The organism is Streptomyces sp. NPDC041068, from assembly GCF_040647455.1.
Taxonomy (GTDB): Bacteria; Actinomycetota; Actinomycetes; order Streptomycetales; family Streptomycetaceae; genus Streptomyces.
On the sequence record NZ_JBEZCG010000009.1, the window covers coordinates 357,833 to 379,922 of the forward strand.

General features: G+C 71.0%; 11 protein-coding genes. 3 read left to right on the top strand and 8 right to left on the bottom strand.

Going from position 1 to position 22,090, the window contains the following annotated elements; genetic code table 11:
* Positions 1-2: 2 nt before the first annotated feature.
* Together AB0B50_RS22860 and AB0B50_RS22865 are read right to left on the bottom strand one after the other, a co-directional pair.
* Positions 3-2,297 carry a bifunctional salicylyl-CoA 5-hydroxylase/oxidoreductase gene (locus AB0B50_RS22860; RefSeq protein ID WP_362334748.1) on the bottom strand — a complete coding sequence of 765 codons (2,295 nt, stop codon included), beginning with the start codon at positions 2,295-2,297 and terminating at the stop codon, positions 3-5.
* Positions 2,294-3,121, bottom strand: coding sequence for an enoyl-CoA hydratase family protein (locus AB0B50_RS22865; protein WP_362334751.1), 828 nt, complete (start codon positions 3,119-3,121; stop codon positions 2,294-2,296). Before AB0B50_RS22865 ends, AB0B50_RS22860 begins: the two co-directional genes overlap by 4 nt.
* A gap of 259 nt (positions 3,122-3,380) precedes the next feature.
* Here AB0B50_RS22865 and AB0B50_RS22870 point away from each other — a divergent pair, with 259 nt between their 5' ends.
* Positions 3,381-3,827 carry an ATP-binding protein gene (locus AB0B50_RS22870; protein ID WP_362334754.1) on the top strand — a complete coding sequence of 149 codons (447 nt, stop codon included), beginning with the start codon at positions 3,381-3,383 and terminating at the stop codon, positions 3,825-3,827.
* Here the strand turns inward: AB0B50_RS22870 and AB0B50_RS22875 are convergent.
* The 6 genes from AB0B50_RS22875 to AB0B50_RS22900 all read right to left on the bottom strand — a co-directional run bounded on the left by AB0B50_RS22875 (position 3,793) and on the right by AB0B50_RS22900 (position 13,397).
* Complete coding sequence (locus AB0B50_RS22875; RefSeq protein ID WP_362334757.1) at positions 3,793-5,247, bottom strand: amino acid permease; 1,455 nt, start codon at positions 5,245-5,247, stop codon at positions 3,793-3,795. The genes AB0B50_RS22870 and AB0B50_RS22875 overlap by 35 nt on opposite strands.
* Positions 5,248-5,379: 132 nt before the next feature.
* Positions 5,380-6,378, bottom strand: coding sequence for an ornithine carbamoyltransferase (gene argF, locus AB0B50_RS22880; protein WP_362334760.1), 999 nt, complete (start codon positions 6,376-6,378; stop codon positions 5,380-5,382).
* Positions 6,379-6,475: 97 nt separating this feature from the next.
* Positions 6,476-7,705: an arginine deiminase gene (locus AB0B50_RS22885; protein ID WP_362334763.1), complete on the bottom strand. Its 1,230-nt coding sequence runs from the start codon at positions 7,703-7,705 to the stop codon at positions 6,476-6,478.
* Between the two features lie 54 nt (positions 7,706-7,759).
* Complete coding sequence (locus AB0B50_RS22890) at positions 7,760-10,333, bottom strand: polynucleotide kinase-phosphatase (RefSeq protein WP_362334766.1); 2,574 nt, start codon at positions 10,331-10,333, stop codon at positions 7,760-7,762.
* A complete protein-coding gene (locus AB0B50_RS22895; RefSeq protein ID WP_362334769.1) occupies positions 10,330-11,877 on the bottom strand; it encodes a 3' terminal RNA ribose 2'-O-methyltransferase Hen1 in 1,548 nt (515 codons plus the stop codon). The genes AB0B50_RS22890 and AB0B50_RS22895 overlap by 4 nt, the downstream gene beginning before the upstream one ends.
* 155 nt (positions 11,878-12,032) lie before the next feature.
* Positions 12,033-13,397, bottom strand: a complete 1,365-nt coding sequence (locus AB0B50_RS22900) for an MFS transporter (protein WP_362334772.1) — start codon at positions 13,395-13,397, stop codon at positions 12,033-12,035.
* Between the two features lie 732 nt (positions 13,398-14,129).
* On the opposite strand from AB0B50_RS22900, the gene AB0B50_RS22905 reads away from it, so the two are divergent.
* Positions 14,130-20,249 carry an acyltransferase domain-containing protein gene (locus AB0B50_RS22905; RefSeq protein WP_362334774.1) on the top strand — a complete coding sequence of 2,040 codons (6,120 nt, stop codon included), beginning with the start codon at positions 14,130-14,132 and terminating at the stop codon, positions 20,247-20,249.
* Entirely contained in the window at positions 20,246-22,063 is a 1,818-nt protein-coding gene (locus tag AB0B50_RS22910; RefSeq protein WP_362334777.1) for a non-ribosomal peptide synthetase, read from the top strand. Before AB0B50_RS22905 ends, AB0B50_RS22910 begins: the two co-directional genes overlap by 4 nt.
* Positions 22,064-22,090 lie beyond the last annotated feature (27 nt).

Below are 22,090 nucleotides of genomic sequence, written 5' to 3' on the forward strand. Positions count from 1 at the left end.
CCTCAACTGCCGAGCTTCAGGCGCGGCTTGGGGGCGTCCGTGCGGCCCGTCTGGGGTCGCCTGCTGCCCGCGCGGTACTGCACGGGCCAGGGCGCGCCCGGTCCCGCGTAGTCCTGCTCGGCGGCGGCGTGCAGGGTCCAGTGGGGGTCGTAGAGGTGAGGGCGCGCCAGCGCGCAGAGGTCCGTGCGGCCCGCGAGGAGCAGGGAGTTGACGTCGTCCCAGGAGGAGATGGCGCCGACCGTGATCACGGGGATGCCCGTCTCGTTCCTGATCCGGTCGGCGTAGGGCGCCTGGTAGGAGCGGCCGTACGCGGGGCGTTCGTGCGCGACGACCTGGCCCGTCGAGACGTCGATGGCGTCTGCTCCGTGCGCCGCGAAGGCGCGGGCGATCCCGACGGCGTCCTCCGCGGTGGTGCCGCCCTCGGCCCAGTCGGTGGCGGAGACGCGGACCGTCATGGGCTTGTGCGCGGGCCACACCTGCCGTACCGCGTCGAAGACTTCGAGGGGGTAGCGGAGGCGTTTCGCGAGTGTGCCGCCATAGGCGTCCGTGCGGTGGTTGGTGAGCGGGGAGAGGAAGCCGGAGAGCAGGTAGCCGTGGGCGCAGTGCAGTTCGAGGAGGTCGAACCCTGCCTGGTCGGCGCGGTGGGCCGCCGCGACGAACTGCTCGCGGATCTCGGTGAGTCCGGCGCGGGAGAGCTCGTGCGGAGTCTGGCTGCCGTGCCGGTACGGCAGCGGTGAGGCGGCATCGAGGGGCCAGTTGCCGTCCGGCAGCGGTTCGTCGATGCCCTCCCACATGAGCTTCGTCGAGCCCTTGCGGCCCGAGTGGCCGAGCTGGACGCCGATCGCGGTGCCGGGTGCCTGCGCGTGCGCGAAGTCGGTGACGCGGCGCCAGGCCTTTGCCTGTTCGGCGGTGTAGAGCCCGGCGCAGCCCGGCGTGATGCGGCCGCGCTCGCTGACGCAGACCATCTCGGTCATCACCAGGCCCGCGCCGCCGAGGGCCCGCGCCCCCAGGTGCACCAGGTGGAAGTCGCCGGGGACGCCGTCCACGGCGGAGTACATGTCCATCGGGGAGACGACGACGCGGTTGCGCAGGGTCAGTTCGCCGATGCGGAAGGGCGTGAACATCGGCGGTGTGCCGTCCGGGCAGCCGAAGTCGCGCTCGACGGAGCGGGTGAAGTCAGCGTCACGCAGCCGGAGGTTGTCGTGGGTGACGCGGCGGCTGCGGGTGAGGAGGTTGAACGCGAACTGGCGTGGCGGCTGGTCCAGATAGTCGGGCAGGCGCTCGAACCACTCCAGGCTTGCGCGGGCCGCGCGCTGCGTGGACTCGACGACGGGGCGGCGCTCCGTCTCGTACGCCTGGAGGGCGGACGGGATGTCGGACTGCTCCTGGAGGCAGGCGGCGAGCGCGAGGGCGTCCTCGACGGCGAGCTTGGTGCCCGAGCCGATGGAGAAGTGCGCGGTGTGCGCGGCGTCGCCGAGCAGGACCGTGTTGCCGTGCGACCAGCGGGAGTTGACGACCGTGCGGAAGTTGATCCAGGCGGACTTGTTGCCGCGCAGCGGGCGGCCGCCGAGCGCGTCCGTGAAGATCTTGGCGCAGCGCTCGGTGGACTCGCGCTCGTCGAGCTCCGCGAAGCCGGCGGCCTCCCAGACCTCCTCGCGCATCTCGACGATGACGGTGGACTCATGCGGTGAGAAGGGATAGCCGTGCAGCTGCATCACGCCGTGCTCGGTCTCGGCGATCTCGAAGCGGAACGCCTCGAAGGCGAAGTCGGCGGCCAGCCAGATGTAGCGGCAGCGGTGCGTGATCAGGCGCGGCCCGAACGCGTCGGCGTGCGCCTCGCGGGTGAGGCTGTGCACGCCGTCCGCCGCGACGACCAGGTCGTACGCCGCGCTGAGCTCGGCAGCGGGCGGCGCCTCCGCGCGGAAGCGGAGCTCGACGCCGAGGTCACGGCAGCGCGCGTGCAGGATCTCCAGGAGCCTGCGCCGCCCGAGCGCCGCGAAGCCGTGGCCTCCGGAGGTGTGCCGCCGGTCGCGGTGCACGATGTCGATGTCGTCCCAGCGCACGAACTCGGCCTGGAGCGCGGCGTAGACGGCGGGGTCGGCGTGCTCGATGCCGCCGAGGGTCTCGTCCGAGAGGACGACGCCGAAGCCGAAGGTGTCGTCCGGGGCGTTGCGCTCCCAGACGGTCACCTCGCGGGTGGGGTCGAGGCGCTTGAGCAGGGCGGCGGCGTAGAGCCCGCCGGGGCCGCCGCCGATGACGGCGATGCGGTGGGCCGTCGCCCCGGGAAGCGTACTCATCGGCCCTGCCACTTCGGCGGGCGCTTCTCGGTGAAGGCCGCGTGAAACTCGGCGTAGTCCTCGCCGTTCATGAGCAGGGCCTGGGTCGCCGCGTCCATCTCCACGGCGGCGGCGAGCGGCATGTCGAGCTCGGCGGTGAGCAGCGCCTTGGTCTGGGCGTACGCGAGGGCGGGTCCATCGGCGAGGCGGCGCGCCAGGGTCTGGGCGGCCTCGGGTGCCTTGCCCTCCTCCGTCAGCTCGCTGAGCAGGCCGATCCGCTCGGCCTCGGGGGCGCGCACCGGCTCGCCCAGCATGAGCAGCCGGGTGGCGTGGCCGAGGCCGACGACGCGCGGCAGGAGGTAGGCGGCGCCCATGTCGCCGCCGGAGAGGCCCACCCGCGTGAAGAGGAAGGAGAACCGCGCCGAGGGGTCGGCGACGCGGAAGTCCGCGGCGAGGGCGAGCACGGCGCCGGCGCCCGCGGCCACGCCGTGCACGGCGGCGATCACCGGGAAGGGGCACTCACGGATGGCCCGTACGACCTGGCCCGTCATGCGGTTGAAGTCGAGGAGCTGGGCGGTGTCCATGGCGAGCGTCGCGCCGATGATCTCGTCGACGTCGCCGCCGGAGCAGAAGCCGCGCCCCTCGCCGCCGAGCACGAGGGCACGTACGGACTTGTCGCGGGAGAGCTCGGCGAGCAGGTCGCGCAGGTCGGCGTAGGCACCGAAGGTGAGCGCGTTGAGTTTGTCCGGGCGGGCGAGGGTGATCGTGGCGACCCCGTCGTCGACGGCCAGGCGCAGATGCCGCCAGTCGGGGGTGCGGGTCGCGGAGCCGGTGAAGGGACTCATGAGGTGCGGCCTCCTCGGCCTGAGGGCTGGAGTGCGCTGCCTTTCGAAGGTATCACCGTTCCGTGACTGTCGTCACGAGTACGCGATACAGCGGGCCGGTATCCCTTCCCTGCCGCCCCAGGAGGGAACGAAAATCCCGAAATACACGTCTTTTCCCTTGCACCACCACAGGGTCGGACGTCCCGGAAATGCCCGACCGTCGCCCCTGTCGACATAGCGCTTAAGATTCGTACGGTTGAAAGCAGGACCGCCTGCTGCCTTGAACGGACCCGCCTTGCACGAGCCTGCCTCTCCCGCCTCCTGGCGCATCGCGCTGCCGCACACCACGGCGGCCGTGCCCATCGCGCGTGCCCTGGTCCGTACGGCGCTCAACGACATCGAGTCGTCGGCCGACACCGACACCGCCGAGCTGCTCACCGCGGAGCTGGTCGCCAACGCCGTCGAGCACACCGAGGGATGCGGACCCATAGAGCTGGTCATCGAGCTGCTTCCGACCGGCTGCCAGGTCGAGGTGCACGACTCCAATCCGCTGCCGCCCGGCGATCTCACCGACCCGGACCCGGCCGGTGAGCCGGACCCCTGGCAGGAGCACGGGCGCGGCCTCCTCCTGATCCGCACCCTCAGCTCGTCCTGCGGCCACCGCCCCACCGAGTCCGGCAAGGCGGTCTGGTTCACGCTTCCCGCGACGCCCCCGCACCGGCACTGACGAGGCCCTCGCCCCGGCCGAGCCGCGAGTGCCCGCGGCCGTAGAGCGCGTACACCACGGCGCCCACCACCAGGAACACGGCGAACTGCAGCCACGTCGACCAGCCCGTGCCCCAGATCAGATAGAGGCAGAAGCCCACGCCGAGGACCGGGCTCACCGGGTAGAACGGCACCCGGAAGGTGCGCCGCAGATCCGGGTGCGAGCGGCGCAGCGCGATCACCGCGACATTCACCACGACCATGATCGCGAGCGTGCCGATGGTGGTCAGATTGACGACGACGTCCAGCGAGGAGAAGGCCGCGGGGACGGCCACGACCGCCGCGACGATCCAGGTGTTGGCCACGGGGGTCGCGGTCCTCGGGGAGACGCGTTCGAAGACGCGCGGCATCAGGCCGTCGCGGGACATCGACATCAGGATGCGGGTCTGGCCGTACATCACGGCGAGCACGACGGACGCGATGGCGACGACCGCGCCGAAGGCGATGATGCCGCCGCCGACGGTCGAGTCGGTGACCTGGTTGACGATGAGCGAGAGCGCCGCGGGCTTGTCGGCGACGGCGTCCGAGCCGAGCGCGCCGATGGCCGCGAGCGCCACGGCGACGTACAGCAGCGTGACGACACCGATGCAGATCATGATCGCGAGCGGGATGTTGCGCCGCGGGTTCCTGACCTCCTCACCGGCCGTGGTGACCGCGTCGAAGCCGATGAAGGAGAAGAAGGCGAGCGAGGCGCCCGCGGTGATGCCGGAGGCGCCGGCGCCCGCGAAGGGCGTGAGGTTGCCGTCCTGGAAAGCGGTGAACGCGATGGCGAGGAACAGCAGCAGGATGACGATCTTCAGCACCGCCATGGCGGCCGTGGCGCGGGCGCTCTCGCGGATGCCGCGCACCAGGAGCACGGCGGCGAGCAGGATGACGACGACGGCGGGCAGGTTCACCACGCCGCCCTCGCCGGGCCCCGCGGACAGGGCGGTGGGCAGCTCCCAGCCGGTGAGGCTGTTCAGGAGCTCGTTCAGATACTGGCTCCAGCCGACCGCGACCGCGGAGACCGAGACGCCGTACTCCAGCAGGAGGCACCAGCCCACGAGGAACGCGGTGCGCTCCCCCAGCGAGGCGTACGCGAAGGAGTACGAGCTGCCGGAGACCGGGATCGCGCCCCCCAGCTCGGCGAACGAGAACGCGGTGAAGATGCAGGTCACGGCCGCGAGTACATAGGAGACCGCGACGGCGGGCCCGGCCTCGGCGACCGAGTCGGACAGACCGACGAAGATGCCGGTGCCGACGATCGCGCCGACGCCGAAGCACACGAGCTGGAAGAGTCCCATGGTGCGCCTGAGGCCGTGGCCTTCGAGGTCCGCGCCCGATTCGGCGACGAGCTGGTCGGGGGACTTGATGCGCAGCCCGTTGGTACGCGTGGGGCTCATGGGGTGGTTCTCGTTTCTGGTGGTGCGTGGTGCTGGGTGCGGCAGGGGTACGCCGCGGCCGGTGGGGCGGGTGTGGTGTTCCGGCTCCACCAGTCTGTGCTGGATGTACGGGTACGGCAGGTCGTACGACGGTCAGGCGAGCGTCGCGACCAGCACCGCCTTGATGGTGTGCAGACGGTTCTCGGCCTCGTCGAAGACGACGGAGTGCGCCGACTCGAAGACCTCGTCGGTGACCTCCAGGGAGGTCAGGCCGTGCCGCTCGTGGATCTCGCGGGCGATCTTGGTGCCCAGGTCGTGGTAGGCGGGCAGGCAGTGCAGGAACTTGACGTCGGCGTTGCCGGTGGCGCGCAGGACGTCCATCGTCACGGCGTACGGAGCCAGGGCTCTTATGCGCTCGTCCCAGACCTCCTTGGGCTCACCCATGGAGACCCAGACGTCGGTGGCGATGAAGTCGGCGCCCCGGACGCCCTCCTCGACGGACTCGGTGAGCGTGATGCGGGCGCCACTGGACTCCGCGATCTCGCGAGCCTTGGCGACGACCTCGTCGGCGGGCCAGTAGGACTTCGGCGCGACGATGCGGACGTCCATGCCGAGCAGGGCGCCGGTGATCAGGTAGGAGTTGCCCATGTTGAAGCGGGCGTCGCCGAGGTAGGCGTAGGCGACCTCGGCGAGGGGCTTGGCGGTGTGCTCGGTCATCGTGAGGATGTCGGCGAGCATCTGGGTGGGGTGCCAGTCGTCGGTCAGGCCGTTGAAGACGGGCACGCCCGCGTGGGCGGCGAGCTCCTCGACGCCCGGCTGGCTGTCCCCGCGGTACTCGATCCCGTCGAACATCCGGCCGAGCACCCGCGCCGTGTCCTTCACGGACTCCTTGTGGCCCATCTGCGAGCCCGAAGGGTCCAGATAGGTGGTCGTGGCGCCCTGGTCGGCGGCTGCGACCTCGAACGCGCAGCGCGTGCGCGTCGAGGTCTTCTCGAAGATCAGCGCGATGTTCTTGCCGCGCAGCCGCTGCGTCTCGCTCCCCGCCTTCTTCGCCGCCTTCAGGTCGGCGGCCAGCTCGATCAGACCGCGGAACTCCTCGGCGGTGAAGTCCAGCTCCTTGAGGAAGTGGCGGCCGGTGAGGTCTGTGGCCATGGTCGCTCCTGGGATGCGGATACGGGGACCTTGAAACTATATACGATCCTCCACATTTCTATACAGGCGCAGGTGGGGGCGCCCGGAGCCCGTGGTGTCAGCCCCCCACGGCCGCGCGCTCGACCGGACAGCTCATGCACCGGGGCCCGCCCCGGCCGCGCCCCAGCTCGCTCCCGGGGATCTCGATCACTTCGATGCCTTGTTTCCGGAGGTACGTATTGGTCGTCGCGTTCCTTTCGTACGCGACGACGACACCGGGCTCCACCGCGAGGACGTTGCAGCCGTCGTCCCACTGCTCGCGCTCGGCCGCGTGCACGTCCTGGGTGGCCGTGAGCACCCGGATGCCGTCGATCCCGAGCGCGGCGGCGATGGCCCGGTGCATGTGCTCCGGCGGATGGTCCGTGACCTTCAACTCCCGCTCCCCGACGCCCGGTTCGATGGTGTAGGAGCGGAGCATGCCGAGGCCCGCGTACTGCGTGAAGGTGTCGCCGTCGACCATCGTCATGACCGTGTCGAGATGCATGAACGCGCGCCGCTTCGGCATGTCGAGCGCCACGATGGTCTGTGCCGAGCCCGCCGCGAACAGCTTGTGCGCGAGCATCTCGACGGCCTGGGGCGTGGTGCGCTCGCTCATGCCGATGAGCACCGCTCCCCTGCCGATCACCAGGACGTCGCCGCCCTCGATGGTGGAGGGGTAGTCCGACTGCCCCTCGGACCAGAGGTTGAAGTCCTCGTTCCGAAACAGCGGGTGGTGCCGGTAGATCGCCTCGAAGTGCACCGTCTCGCGCTGCCGGGCGGGCCAGCGCATCGCGTTGATGGAGACGCCGTCGTAGATCCACGCGGAGGTGTCGCGGGTGAAGAGGTGGTTGGGCAGCGGGCCGAGCAGGAAGTCGTCCATGTCCATGCAGTGGAAGCGCACCGAGGACGGTTCGGAGTGGCTCGCCAGGAACTCGCGCTTGGTCATGCCGCCGACCAGCGCCTCGGCGAGCTCCGTCGACGGCATCGTCTCGAACGCGGCCCGCAGGTGGTCGGTGGCCAGCGGGCCGTACTCCTTCTCGTCGAAGACCCGGTCGAGGACGAGGTTGCGGGCCGACGGCACGTCCAGGGTCTCGGTCAGCAGATCGCCGAAGAGGTGGACCGCGACGCCCCGGTCGCGCAGCACGTCCGCGAATCCGTCGTGCTCCTGTCTGGCCCTGCGCACCCACAGGACGTCGTCGAAGAGGAGAGCGTCCTTGTTGCTCGGCGTCAGTCGCTTCAGTTCCAGATCGGGGCGGTGCAGGATGACGCGGCGCAGCCGCCCGGCCTCGGAGTCGACATGGAATCCCATGGGTCCATCTTTCCCCGGCCGGACGGCCTACGCGCGGTCAATGCCGCGGTGTGGTCAAAGCCTCGGGTCGACCGGCTCCGACTCCAGGGCGAGCACCGCGAACACCGTCTCGTGCACGCGCCACAGCGGCTCGCCGTCCGCGAGACGGTCGAGCGCCTCCAGGCCGAGCGCGTACTCGCGGGTGGCGAGCGAGCGCTTGTGGCCGAGGAAGCGGCCGCGCAGTCGGTCGAGGTGCTCGGGCCGCGTGTACTCGGGACCGTAGATGATCCGCAGGTACTCCCGGCCGCGGCACTTGATGCCGGGCTGGACGAGCCGGCCCTGCTCGTTCCTGACCAGGGCCCCGACCGGCTTGACCACCATGCCTTCGCCGCCGCGGCTGGTCATCTCCAGCCACCAGTCGACGCCGGCGCGGACCGACTCCGCGTCGCCCGTGTCGACGTAGAGACGGCGGGTGGTCTGCAGCAGACCCGTGGCGTCGTGCTCCACCATGCGGTCGATCAGGGCCAGTTGCTCGTCGTGCGGGAGCGCGGCGAGGCTGCGGCCCTGGACGGCCAGGATCTGGAACGGCGCGAGACGCACGCCTTCGAGGCCGTCCGTCGGCCAGCAGTAGCGGCGGTAGGCGTCGGTGAACGCGGCGGCGTCCACCGCGCGTTCGCGCTGCCTGGCCAGGAGGTCCCGGGTGTCCACGCCGCGCGCCGCCGCGGCTTCCAGGGCGGCGAGCGCGCCGGGGAAGACGGCTCCGGAGGCGGCGCCCACGGCCGCGTACTGCGTACGGAGCAGGCCGGAGGCCTTGAGCGACCACGGCATCAACTCCGCGTCGAGCAGCAGCCAGTCCGTCTCGAGCTCCGCCCACAGGTTCGCATCGGTGACGGCGGTGCGCAGGCGGTCGAGTATCTCCTCGGTGACGGCCTGATCGTCGAAGAAGGGGCGGCCGGTACGGGTGTAGAGGGAGCCGGTCGGTCCGTCGACCCCGAAGCGCTCACGGGCCACGTCCGCGTCGCGGCAGACCAGGGCCACCGCGCGCGAGCCCATGTGCTTCTCCTCGCACACGACGCGGGCGACGCCGTCGGACGCGTACGCCGCGAAGGCCTCCTCCGGGTGTTCCAGGTAGCCCTCGCGCTGCGACGTGGCGGTCGGTGCCATCGTCGGCGGCAGGTACGGCAGCAGGCGCGGGTCGACGGCGAAGCGGCTCATGACCTCCAGGGCCGCCGCCGCGTTCTCCTCGCGCACGGCGACGCGGCCCGCGTGTCGGGTCTCCACCACGCGGCGGCCGTGCACGTCGGTCAGGTCGAGCGGCCGTCCGTCGTGGCCGCCCGGCGCCTCGGTGCGCAGCGGCCTGGTGGGCTCGTACCAGACCTGCTCCGCCGGTACGTCGACGAGCTCGCGCTCGGGCCAGCGCAGCGCGGTGAGCCTGCCGCCGAAGACGGCGCCGGTGTCCAGGCAGATGGTGTTGTTCAGCCAGGTCGCGGTGGGCACGGGGGTGTGGCCGTAGACGACCGCGGCCTTGCCCCGGTACTCCTCCGCCCACGGGTAGCGCACCGGCAGGCCGAACTCGTCGGTCTCGCCGGTCGTGTCGCCGTACAGCGCGTGGGAGCGGACGCGCCCCGAGGTGCGGCCGTGGTACTTCTCGGGCAGGCCCGCGTGGCAGACGACCAGCCTGCCCTCGTCCAGGACGTAGTGCGAGACGAGTCCGTCCACGAACTCCCGTACCCGGTCGCGGAACTCCTCGCTCTCCCCCGCCAACTGCTCGATGGTCTCGGCCAGGCCGTGGGTGTGCTGGACCTTGCGGCCCTTGAGGTGGCGGCCGAGCTTGTTCTCGTGGTTGCCGGGCACGCAGAGGGCGTTGCCCGAGCCGACCATGGACATCACGCGGCGCAGGACGCCCGGGGTGTCGGGGCCGCGGTCCACGAGGTCGCCGACGAAGACGGCGGTACGCCCTTCGGGGTGCGCGCCGTCTGCGTAGCCGAGCTTGCCGAGCAGGGTCTCCAGCTCGGCGGCGCAGCCGTGGATGTCGCCGATGATGTCGAAGGGGCCCGTGAGGTGGGAGAGGTCGTTGTAGCGCTTCTCCGTGACGATGCGCGCGCCCTCGACCTCCTCGACGCCGCGCAGGACGTGCACCTTCCTGAAGCCCTCGCGCTCCAAGTGCCGCAGGGAGCGGCGCAGTTCGCGCTGGTGGCGCTGGATGACGCGGCGCGGCATGCCCGCCCGGTCCTCGCGCGCGGCGTTGCGCGCGGCGCAGATCTCCTCGGGCACGTCGAGCACGATGGCGATGGGCAGCACGTCGTACTGCCTGGCGAGCTCGATCAGCTGCTTGCGGCTGTCGCTCTGCACGCTGGTCGCGTCGACGACGGTGCGGCGGCCCGCGGCCAGGCGCTTGCCCGCGATGTAGTGCAGCACGTCGAAGGCGTCGCGGCTTGCGCTCTGGTCGTTCTCGTCGTCGGCGACGAGGCCGCGGCAGAAGTCGCTGGAGATGACCTCGGTGGCCTTGAAGTGCCGCCGCGCGAAGGAGGACTTGCCGGATCCGGTGGCACCGATCAGGACGACGAGGGAGAGGTCGGTGACGGGGAGGGTGCGGCCCTCGTACGGGGCTTCGGTGCCGGCGCCGGTCTTGGTGTTGTCGTTCGTCATGCGGCCCGCACCTCCTGCTTCTCGTTCTTGCCGCTCTTGTCGTTCTTGCTGCTCTTGCTGCTCTTGCTGCTCTTGCTGCTCTTGTCGTTCTGGCTGTGCTGCGTGAAGACCGCCATCTGCGTCGGCGGCCCCACCTCGGGGTCCTCGTCGCCGACCGGCGTGAACTCCACGCCGTACCCATGGCGTTCGGCCACCCGGCGGGCCCAGGTCCTGAACTCCTCGCGCGTCCACTCGAAGCGGTGGTCGCCGTGGCGGGCGTGGCCTGCGGGGAGCGTCTCCCAGCGGACGTTGTACTCGACGTTCGGCGTCGTCACGAGGACGGTGCGGGGCCGGGCGGAGCCGAACACCGCGTACTCCAGGGCGGGCAGCCGCTCCAGGTCGAGGTGCTCGATCACCTCGCTGAGCACCGCCGCGTCGTACCCCTTGAGTCGCTTGTCGGTGTACGCGAGCGAGCCCTGGAAGAGCGTCACGCGCTCGGCCTGGCGCTCGCCCATGCGGTCCAGCTTCAGCCGCCGCGAGGCGACGGTCAGCGCGCGCACGGACACGTCGACCCCGACGATCTCGGTGAACCGGGTGTCCTTGAGCAGCGCCTGCACCAACTGGCCCTGTCCGCAGCCCAGATCGAGCACGCGCGAGGAGCCCGCCGCGGTCAGCGCCGCGAGGATGGCCTCGCGGCGGCGCACGGCGAGCGGAACCGGCTTCTCCTCCGTGTCCTGCTCCTCGTCGACGGCGTTGTCGATCTCCTCGACGTCCGTGTCGTCGGCGTCGGCGAGCCGCACCAGTTCGAGCCGCTCCCTGGCCTCGCGGGTCAGGGACCAGCGGCGCGACAGATAGCGGCTGGTGATGAGCTGCTGCTCCGGGTGGTCCGCGAGCCAGCCCTCGCCGGCCCGCAGCAACTTGTCGACCTCGTCCTGCGAGACCCAGTAGTGCTTGGCGTCGTCGAGGACCGGCAGCAGGACATAGAGGTGCCGCAGCGCCTCACCCAGGGTCAGCTTCCCGTCGGGCACCTCCAGTACGAGGTGGACGTACCGCGAGTCGCCCCACTCGGGGAACTGCTCGTCCAGCGGCACCGGCGTCACCGTCGCCGTCCAGCCCAGCGGCTCGAAGAGGTTCCGCACCAGCTCGGCGCCGCCGCGCGCGGGCAGCGCGGGTATCTCGACGCACAGCGGCAACGGCTGCGCCGCCCGCTCGGGGCGGGCGTTGCAGACGCCGCGCATGGCGCTGGAGAACACCGCGCTCAGCGCCACGGCGAGCAGCGACGACGCGGCGTAGGGCCGGTCGTTCACGTACTGCGCGAGCGCCGCGTCGGGCGCGCCGCCGCGCCCCTTGCCCTTCCCCTTGCCGCGCCGCACGAGCGCCACGGGGTCGACCTCCAGGAGCAGCGCGGCGGTGCACCGCTCGTCGGTCGCCTCGGGGTAGAGGACATGCGCGGTGCCGTGGGAGGTGGAGAACGCCTGCGCGTTGTCGGGGTGCTTGTGCAGCAGGAACCCGAGGTCGGTCGCGGGGCGGTCGGGGGCGCCTGTGGTGCTGATCGTCAGGAACACGGTGGTCGGCCTCGAAACGGGGTCTGAGCCACGGGTCTTCGACGGACCTTCGGTCACCGAAACCCGCGGCGATGGGAGCGCGCGCTGCGACGATCCCGGCTCCCCGGCCGCCTACGGCGCGCCTCTACAACGTACAGCGAACGTCACGGACATCCTCAGGAATTTCCTCTCGGCTCCCGGCCCCGGCCCATGGAGATGACCGCCGCTCCGAGCACGCAGGCGACGCCGGCCACGAGGTAGGCCAAGTGGTAGCCGGTGAGTTTGTCGTTGCTCGTCGCCGCCACCAGGACCATGACCGCGACGCCCACGCTGGCGCCGATCTGCTGGGCCACGACGTTCACCGCTCCGGCGACCGCGTGCCGGTCGGGCTCGACGCCGGTGAGCGCCGATGACGTCATCGAGGGGAAGTTGAGGCCCTGGCCGATGCCGCTGATCACCAGGCCGGGCAGGATGTGCAGCAGGTAGTTGCCCTGGTGCGGTGTGCTCATCCACAGCGCCGTTCCCACGCCGATCAGGACGAGGCCGACGGCCATCAGCGTGTACGGGGAGTACTTGGCGAGGAGGCGTCCCGTGCCGTAGTTGGCGGTGAAGAACACGGCCGCCGACATCGGTACCAGCGCGAGGCCGGACTCCATCGGGGAGTACTTCAGCATCTCCTGCAGATACAGCGGCGCGAAGAACAGCATGCCGACCGAGGCCATGTACTGCAGGAACGCCGCCAGGCTCGCGGCCCGTACCGACGAGAGGCGGAAGAGGCCGAGCGGCAGGACCGGGTCCGCGGTGCGGTTCTCGTGCACGACGAAGACGACCAGGAAGACCACCGCGACGCCGAGCGCGCTCCACGCCACCGTGCCGTCGCTGCTCGCGCCGACGACCAGCAGCGTCAGGCCGATCGTGCCCGACACCGCGCCGGGCAGGTCGATACGGCCGCCGCGTCCGACACCGTCGGGCAGTCCCGCGCGTGTCGCGGCGACCACGGCGAGGCCCAGGATCACCGAGAACCACAACACCGAGCGCCAGCCCATGAGTTGGGTCAGCACGCCACCCAGCAGGACCCCGCCGCTGAAGCTCGCGGCGCCGACCGCCGCGTACACGCTGAGGGCCCTGTTGCGCGCGGGACCGGCCGGAAAGACCTCTGTCAGCAGGGCGAGCGCGGCCGGGCCCGACAGGGCGGCGCCGATGCCCTGGACCGCCCGCGCGGCGAGCAGCACCCAGGTGTCCGGCGCCAGGGCTCCGACCAGCGCGGCCACCGTGAACAGGGCGACACCGGCCTCGAACACCCGCCGCCTGCCGAGCACATCGGCCAGGCGGCCGCCCACCAGAAGGAATCCCGCGAACGTGACGGCGTACGCGGTCATGACCCACTGGAGCGTGGTGTCGTCCAGGTCGAAACGCTCACCGACGGACGGCAGGGCGGCGTTGAGCACCCCGAGGCCGCTCACGTCCAGCGCGAGCGCTCCCGCGAGGACCCCGAGCGCCAGGCCCGGCCTCTGTGGCGCCCTCACCTCGGTGCTGGTCATGCGGACCTCCCGGAGAACGTGCCTTCGACCGTGTCAACCATGCCGAGCCATAATCGGGCGAACACTTCACCAACAATTGCTAAAGGCATGCCGGGGCAGGCGTCGGCATGCGACGCCCCATGGTCCAAGATTTTCATGACGAGCAGCTTGCAGTGCCCACTCGCCCCTTGTCCAGGCCACCAAAGAATCGCTAATGGATTGCCTGCCGAAGTGCGCCGGAATTGACCCGTGTTGAACATGGCTGCCCCTAGTTGACCATGACGTCCGAACCGCCTTGCGGCCATTGCGAGAGCAGAGAGCGCGAATCAGTCACTTCGGGGTCCAGATCACGCCACTGCGTGTTCCGGCCAACGGGGCGCACTTGTTTCACCATTCACTGGATGGCACTCTGTGGTCTGGTTCAGCCAGGACGACTTAACGGGGGTTCGGGTCGCAGTGCACGTACTAGTTCTCCTAGAGCCACGCCTTCACCCCTGACAGGGGCTTCCGCACGCCTGGCTCCACTGCGGCACTCGACACGTAGAAGCGAAGCTTCCGTGTGATGAACCGTCGCCCTTTCCCGGCGCCTGAGCGCTGATTCACCGTCCATTCTGCGTGCGCGCCGCGGACGCCTCGATTCCGCCGTTATTGCAGAGCTGTCCTGAAGAGATCTGCCCGGAAGTTTCCGGGTCCTTAATCAGCCGTGCCGCAAACTCTGCCACTTCATTCCATCCGCCCTGTTGAGGAGCTGCAATGCCCCAAGAGCGCACAGCACGAGATTCGCATGCCATAACAGACTTCTTGTTGTCTCGTGTTGTCGACCTCCTTGATGTATCCAAGGACACGGTGGATCGCTGGGCACCGATGCACCGATACGGCATGGACTCGCTGAAGGCGGCGACTCTGGCCGCCTCGCTCTCGGAATTCCTCGGCTGGAAAGTCCCCGTCACCTGGATGTGGCAGTACCCCACCGTCGACGAGCTGTCCCGCGCGCTCACCGACGGTCCGGGGGGCGCTCAGGACCCGGCGCCGAGCAGCGATCGTCGTCGTACGGGAACAGGGACGGGAACACACGAACCCGTCGCGATCGTGGGCATCGGCTGCCGCTTCCCCGGCGGACCCGACCCGGCGACGTTCTGGCAGCTCCTTTCCGAGGGCCGCGACGCCGTGGGCCCCGTGCCCGCCGCGCGGCGCGAGCTCCTGGGCGGCCGGGTGCGGTGGGGCGGATTCATCGACGGCATCGACCAGTTCGACCCGCTCTTCTTCGGCATCTCCCCCCGCGAAGCCGTCCAGATGGACCCGCAGCAGCGCCTGATCCTGGAGCTGTGCTGGGAGGCCCTGGAGGACGCGGGGGTCGCACCCGACAGCCTCGTCGGCAGCGACACCGGCGTCTTCATGGCCTCCTGCTGGGGCGACTACGCGGCCCTCGCGCACTACCGCGGCCCCGACAGCCAGATCACCCCGCACACCGCGACCGGCATGCACGACGGCATCATCGCCAACCGCGTCTCCTACATCCTCGGCCTGCAGGGCCCGAGCATGGCCATCGACGCCGCCTGCGCCGGGTCGCTGGTCTCCGTACACGTGGGATGCCAGTCGATCTGGCTGGGCGAGAGCGATCTGGTGCTCGCCGGCGGCGTGAACCTGAGCTTCGTCTCCGACTACTACACGGCCATGGACGCGATGGGCGCGCTCGCCCCGGACGGCCGCTGCAAGTCGTTCGACGCCCGCGCCAACGGCTACGTACGCGGTGAGGGCGCCGGTGTCGTCGCGCTCGCCCCGCTGAGCGTGGCGCTGGAGCGTGATCTGCCGGTGTACTGCCTGATCAAGGGCAGCTCCTCCAACAACGACGGCCTGAGCAACGGTATGACCGCGCCCAACCCGCAGGCGCAGGAGAAGATGCTCCGCACCGCCTACCAACGGGCGGGAATCGCACCGCACTTGGTGGACTACATCGAGTGCCACGGCTCCGCGACCCCCCTCGGCGACCCGATCGAGGCCAACGCCATCGGCGCGGTCCTCGGCGGCGACCGCGCCGAGCCGCTGCGGCTCGGTTCGGTCAAGTCCAACGTCGGGCACCTGGAGGCCGCCGCCGGCATCGTCGGCCTGGTCAAGCTCGCGATGTCCATGCGCAACGGCGTGCTGCCGCCGAGCCTGCACTACACCGCGCCGAACCCGCAGATCATGTTCGACGAGTACAACCTCACCGTCCAGGACCGGCTTGCGCCGTGGCCCCGGCGGTCCGACGCGCGCCGCGGCGGCGTCAGCTCGTTCGGCTTCGGCGGCGCGATCTGTCACGTCGCCGTCGAGGAACTGCCGCGCCCCGAGAGCTCGTTGCTCCTGCTCGCCGCGGACTCCCGCGAGGCCCTCGCCGAGCGGGCCAGGGCGCTGCGGGACGAGGACGACCTGCGCGCGCTCTGCGCCAAGGCGCCCGGCGACGGCACCTTCCGGCTCGCGGCCGCCGCCCGCGACATGGCCGAACTCAGGACGCAGCTGGACGCCTTCGTCGCCGGTGGGACGGCCGCCGGACTGAGCGCGGGCGAGATCACCGGACGCAGGCCCCGGGTGGCGTTCCTGTTCTCCGGCAACGGCTCCCAGTGGGTCGGCATGGGCAGGCAACTGCTCGCCGGCATGCCGGTGTTCCGCCGGTCCATGATGAGGTCCGACCAGCGGATGCGGGAGCTCCTCGGCTTCTCGCTCGTCGAGCAGCTGCTCGACCCCGAGGGCCGCATCGACGACATGGACGTCTTCCAGCCACTGCTGTTCTCCCTCCAGGTCGCGCTGGCCGAGGCCTGGCGCTCGCTGGGCGTCGAGCCGGACGTCGTCCTGGGGCAGAGCGTCGGCGAGTTCGCCGCGTCGCACATCGCCGGAGCGCTCGACTTCGACGACGCGTCGCGCCTGGCCGCCCACCACGGCCGGCTCCTCCAGCAACTGGCCGTGGGACGCGGCGAGGGCATCGTGGTCATGACCCCCGCGGCCGAGGTCGAGCCGCACCTGACCGGGCAGCTCACCGTGTCCGGCCGCAACGGCCTCGGCTCCACCCTGGTCACCGGCACCCCGCAGGAGATCGACGACCTCGTCCAGCGGCTGACCGACGCGGGCATCACCAACCACCGCGTGCGGATGGGCCATGCCCCGCACTCGCCGCTGGTCGACCACGTCCTGGCCCCGCTGAAGGTCGAACTCGACGGGATCAAGCCGCGCACCGCACGCATCCCGATGATCTCGACGGTCACCGGCGAACTCGTCGACGGCTCCGAGCTCGACCCCGACTACTGGGCGAACAACCTGCGCCAGGAGATCCGGGTGGTCGACGCCCTGACGAACCTGCGCGACCACGACGTCGACGCGGTGATCGAGCTCAGCCCGCACCCCGTCCTGCTCAAGTCCGTGTCGGAGATCCTCGACGCGACCACCCTGCCCTCGCTGCGCCGCGGCGCCGACGAGGCCTCCACCCTGCTCGGCTCGCTCGGCGCGCTGTACACCGCCGGACTCACCGTCACCCACGGCCCGTTCCTCGCGGGCGACCGAGGACGGCACGTCGCCCCGAGCCAGGGCGGCGTCGCGGCCGACGAGCAGGTGCACCTCGTCCCCGTCACGGCGCGCACGGCGGACGCGCTGACCGACACCTGCCGCGAACTGTCCAACCACGTCGAGCGCGACCCGGGCCTGCGGATCTCCGACCTCTCGTACACGCTCGCGGCCAGGCGCACCCACCACAACCACCGGATCGCGCTGTTCGCCCGCAACCGCCAGGACGTCCTGGACGGACTCGCCCGGGTCGCCGCGGGGCAGCCGCACCCCGACGTCGTCACGGGCACGGTCTCCGGCAGCGTCGACCGACGCGTCGCGCTGGTGTTCTCCGGCGGCGGAACGCAGTGGGTGGGCATGGGCCGGGAGCTCCTTCGCTCGCACACCGGATTCCGTACGTGGATGAACGCCTGCGACGCCGCGGTGCGCGCGGCGGGCGGCTGCTCGGTGCTCGACCAGCTCGCGGCCCCGGCCGACGAGGCCAGGTACGAGGAGATGGACTTCCAGCAGCCGGTGCTGTTCGCCCTGCAGGTCTCGCTGGCGAAGGTCTGGCTCGAACTCGGCGTCCGGCCGACCGCCGTCGTCGGGCACAGCCTGGGCGAGGTCGCGGCGGCCTGCGTCGCGGGGTCGCTGTCCCTTCAGGACGCCGCCCGCGTCGTGGTCGCCCGCTCGCACCTGCTCGAACGCAAGGCGGCGCCCGGCGCCATGATCTCGGTCGACCTGCCGGAGGACGAACTCCTGCCCAGGCTCGCGCCGTACGCCGAGCACGCGGCGATCGCTGTGGTCAACAGCCCCACCAGCGCGGCGGTCTCCGGCTCGCCCGAGGCCGTCGACGCCCTGGAGGCCGACCTCCGACGGGAGGGGATCTCGACCCGCCGGATCCGCGTGGAGCGGCCGGTGCACAGCCCCGGCATGGACCCGCTGATCGAGCCGCTGCGCGAGAGCATCGACGGGATCACGCCGCTGACGAACACCGTCGAGTTCCGTTCCACGGCCCTTGCCGACACGGTGAACCCGGTCGCCGACGTCGAGTACTGGGTGCACAACCTGCGCAACCAGGTGCGGTTCGCCGAGACCATCGGCGCCTTGGTCGAGGACGGCGTCTCCACCTTCATCGAGATCGGCCCGCACGAGACGCTGCGCGGCGCGGTCGAGGAGATCGCGCTGACCCGCGGTGCCCAGGTGCACGCGATCAACTCCCTGCGGCGGGGCGAGAGCGACGTCCGCTGTCTGCTGGGGGCCGCCGCTTCCCTGTACGTCAGGGGCCTTCCGCTGACCTTCGACTCGTTGTACGCCGATGACGTCGAGGTCGTGGAGACCCCGCTCGTGCAGTGGCAGAAGGACCGCTACTGGCTGGACACCACGCCGACGCCGCGTCGCGAGGCCGCGCAGGCCCTCGCGCCCGCCCTCGCCACGACCACGACCTCGACCACGACGGCAGCCGTGGCCGAAGCCGCGGTCGCGCCGTTGGAGGACCGGCCCGCGGAGCGGGACAACAGGTCGGTCGAGGAGATCGTCCTCGCCGAACTCGCCGACGCGCTGGGCGTACCGGCGAGCAGGTTCGACGCCGGCGCGGGGCTGCGCGAGTTCGGCTTGGACTCGATGCTGGCGATCCGCCTGGTCAACAGGATGCAGGCGCTGTTCGGGCAGCGGGTGTCGCCGGTCGTCTTCCTGGACGGCCGGACGATAGCCGAGGTCGTCGCGCACTTCGTCGAGATCACCGGCGGTCCCGCCGCTCCCGCCTCCCCTTCCTCCTCCGCTCCCTCCTCCGCTCCCCCGGCCGCGCGGCCGAAGCCCGTCGCGGTGGTGAAGCCGGAGCCCAGGGCCGCGGTCGAGCCCGCGCCCGAGGCCGAGCCCGTGCGGTCCTTCCTCGACGATCTGTCCGAACTGGACGCCGAGGAGCTGGTGGAGGAGCTGGACGCCCGCGGGCTCATCGACCCCACCGACGCCCCGGCGCTGGAGCAGCTGCGCGCCGAAGGGCTCGGCCTCGAAGTGGCACCGGCCTCGCACGGCCAGGCCTCGCTGTGGTTCATGCAGATGGTCTCGCCGGACGCCGTGCCCTACAACTTCATGGTCGCGGCCCGCATCAGGGCCGAGGTCGACGAGAAGGCGCTCGACCGTGCCGTGGGGGCCGTGATGGACCGGCATCCCGCGCTCCGCACGATCTTCGTGGAGGCCGGAGGCCGTCCCTACCAAGTCGTCCTGGACGAGCCGGAGTACGACTTCCGGGTGGTCGACAGCACGGACCTGGACGACGAAGAGGCCCGCGAGGAACTGGCGCGGCTCGGGCACCTGCCGCTCGACATGGACAACGGTCCGCTCGTGAGGGTCGTCCTCATGACGCGCGGCCCGGCCGACCACTACCTGCTGGTGCTCGTCCACCACATCGCCTCGGACGCGGCGTCGGCCGACGTGATGATCCGCGAACTCCAGGAGTTCTACGAGGGCGCCGACCCCGCCGAGGTCGAGCCGGTCGCCCCGTACACGGAGTTCGTCGAGTGGGAGCGGCAGTGGCTGGCGGGACCGGCGGCCGACGCGGCCCTGGACTGGTGGTCGCGGAAGCTGGCCGACCCGCCCGCGCACCTCGACCTGTCCACCAAGGAGCGGCCCCCGGGCGTCACCTACGAAGGCCGCGACATCGCGTTCCGCTGGAGCGCCGAGGAGTCGCGCCTGCTGCGGGAGTTCGCGGTCCGCGAGGGCGTGTCGATCAGCACCGTCGTCCTCGCCGGGTTCTTCGCCACGCTCAACCGCGCGGCGAAGACCGAGGACGCCGTTCTGGCCACGGCCATCGCCCAACGCGCCGAGCCCGGCTGGGAATCCGCCATCGGCTACTACCTCAACACGGTGCTCGTCCGTGCGAACCCGGCCGGTGACCGCAGCTTCCGCGACCTGCTGGGCGAGGTGCACGCCTTCTCGCTCGGCCTCCTGGAACACATGAACTACCCCCTCGACCTGCTGGCGTCCCAGCTGAAGCCGCCGCGGGCCGAGGGCCGCTCCCCGTGGTTCGACGTGGTGGTCAACTGGCTGTCCTCGGACGCCTTCCCCCGCTCCGTCAAGCTCTTCCACGGCGTCGGCGACACCGTCTCGCCCGAGGGCTCCCTGCCGCTCGAACCGCTCCAGGTCCGCAGGCACCTCGCCAAGTTCGACCTGGAGATCTCGATGGCCGACATCGACGGCGAGGTCGCGGGACACGTCCAGTACAAACCGAGCTATCTGGAAAGGCAGACCGTGACGGCACTGCTCGCGCTCTACCGCACTGTGCTCTTCGACTCGATCGCCCAACCCGACCTGGCCCTCGATGACATCGCGTCCGGCGGCCTCCCCGAGGAGACGGACCAGTGACCGAGACCCTGCACTCCGAGTTCATCGAGCAAGCGGTCAAGAACCCCGACGCGACCGCGGTCTACTCCGACGCCGGCGTCCTGACCTACGGCGAACTGGACGAGCGCTCCCGCGTGTTGGCCGAGCGGCTCGTCGCGGACGGCGCGGGGCCCGGTGTCCCGGTCGGCATCTGCGTCGAGCGCACACCCGACCTGCTCGTCGGCATCCTGGCCACGCTGCGGGCCGGCTCCTGCTACGTACCCCTGGACCCCAACTACCCCGCCGAGCGGCTGACGTTCATGGTCCGGGACAGCGGGACCCGTCTGCTGCTCACCACGCCCGCGTCCCGGGCCAACTGCCCGGCGGGACCGACCGTGGTCGTGCTCGACGAGAGCGTGAGGACCGAGCCCGGCGAGCAGCCCGTGCCGGTCGTGCCCGGCGACACCGCGTACATCATCTACACGTCGGGCTCCACCGGCCGGCCCAAGGGCGTGGCCATCCACCACAGCGGCTGCGTCGCCATGCTGTCCGAGATGGACCGGCTCTTCGAGGGCTGCGACCTGAGCGGTGTCTCCGCCGCGAGTTCGGTCTGCTTCGACATGTCCGTGATGGAGATCTTCGCCGCGCTGTGCCGCGGCGGCGCGGTCGTGCTCGTGGAGAGCGCAGTCCACCTGCCGGAGAGCCAGTACGTCGACAAGGTCACCCACCTCAACGTCATCCCGTCGGTGATGAACGGCCTGCTGGACGCCGGGTATCTGCCGCCGAACGTACGCACCGTCGTGTTCGGCGGCGAGCCCCTGCGGCGCAAGCTGGTGGACCGGGCCTACCGCGAGACCAACGCCGACCGGGTCTTCAACGCGTACGGCCCCACCGAGGGAACCGTCTTCTGCTCGTACGGACTCGTGCCGCAGGACGGGACCGACGAGCCGACGATCGGTCCGCCGTCGTCCCACGCCCGCGCCTACGTGCTCGACGAGAACCTGAAGCAGCAGCCCGTCGGCGTGCCCGGCGAGCTGTACATCGGCGGCGTCGGCCTCGCCCACGGCTACGTCAACCGGCCCCGCACCACGGCCGAACGGTTCGTGCCCGACCCGTTCCTCGACGGCGAGCGCATGTACCGCACCGGTGATGTCGTCACGTTCACCTCCGACGGAGAACTCCAGTTCGGCGGTCGCACGGACCACCAGGTCAAGCTGCGCGGCTACCGCATCGAGCTGGAGGAGGTCGAGGCCCGGCTCACCGCCTGCCCCGAGGTGCGGGAAGCCGCCGCCGTCGTACGGGGCAACCGGCTCATCGGCTACGTCGTGCCCGAGGGCGAGACCCCGGAGGGCACCCGGGTGGACGCCGCGCTGCAGAGCACCATCAACGGCAAGCTCGCCACCGAGCTGCCCGACTACATGGTGCCGGGCACGATCGTGTTCCTGCCCGCGCTGCCGTTGGCACCGGGCGGGAAGCTCGACCGGGCCGCGCTACCCGAGCCGCCGGCCGCCGACTCCGACGCGCCCCTGACGGCCGCCAGTACACCCACCGAGGTGGCGGTGTCGGAGATCTGGGGCCAGCTGCTCGGCCTCGAACCGGCGGGCATCGACGTCCGGGCCGCCTTCTACGACCTGGGCGGCGACTCGCTGCTGCTCGTGCGCCTCGCCCGGCTGATGACCCGGCGGTTCGACCGCCGCGTCCGCGTGCCCGACCTGTTCAGCTTCCGTGACATCTCCTCCCTCGCCCGCTGGCTCGACGAGGAGAGCGGCGCCACCCCCGAGGTGGTCGCGTCCGCCCGCCGCCGCGCGGGCGCCCGCCGTGCCGCGCTGCGCGGCCGCGCCTCCAGCGGCAGCTGAGTCACCGCCCAACTCGACCCGAATCAG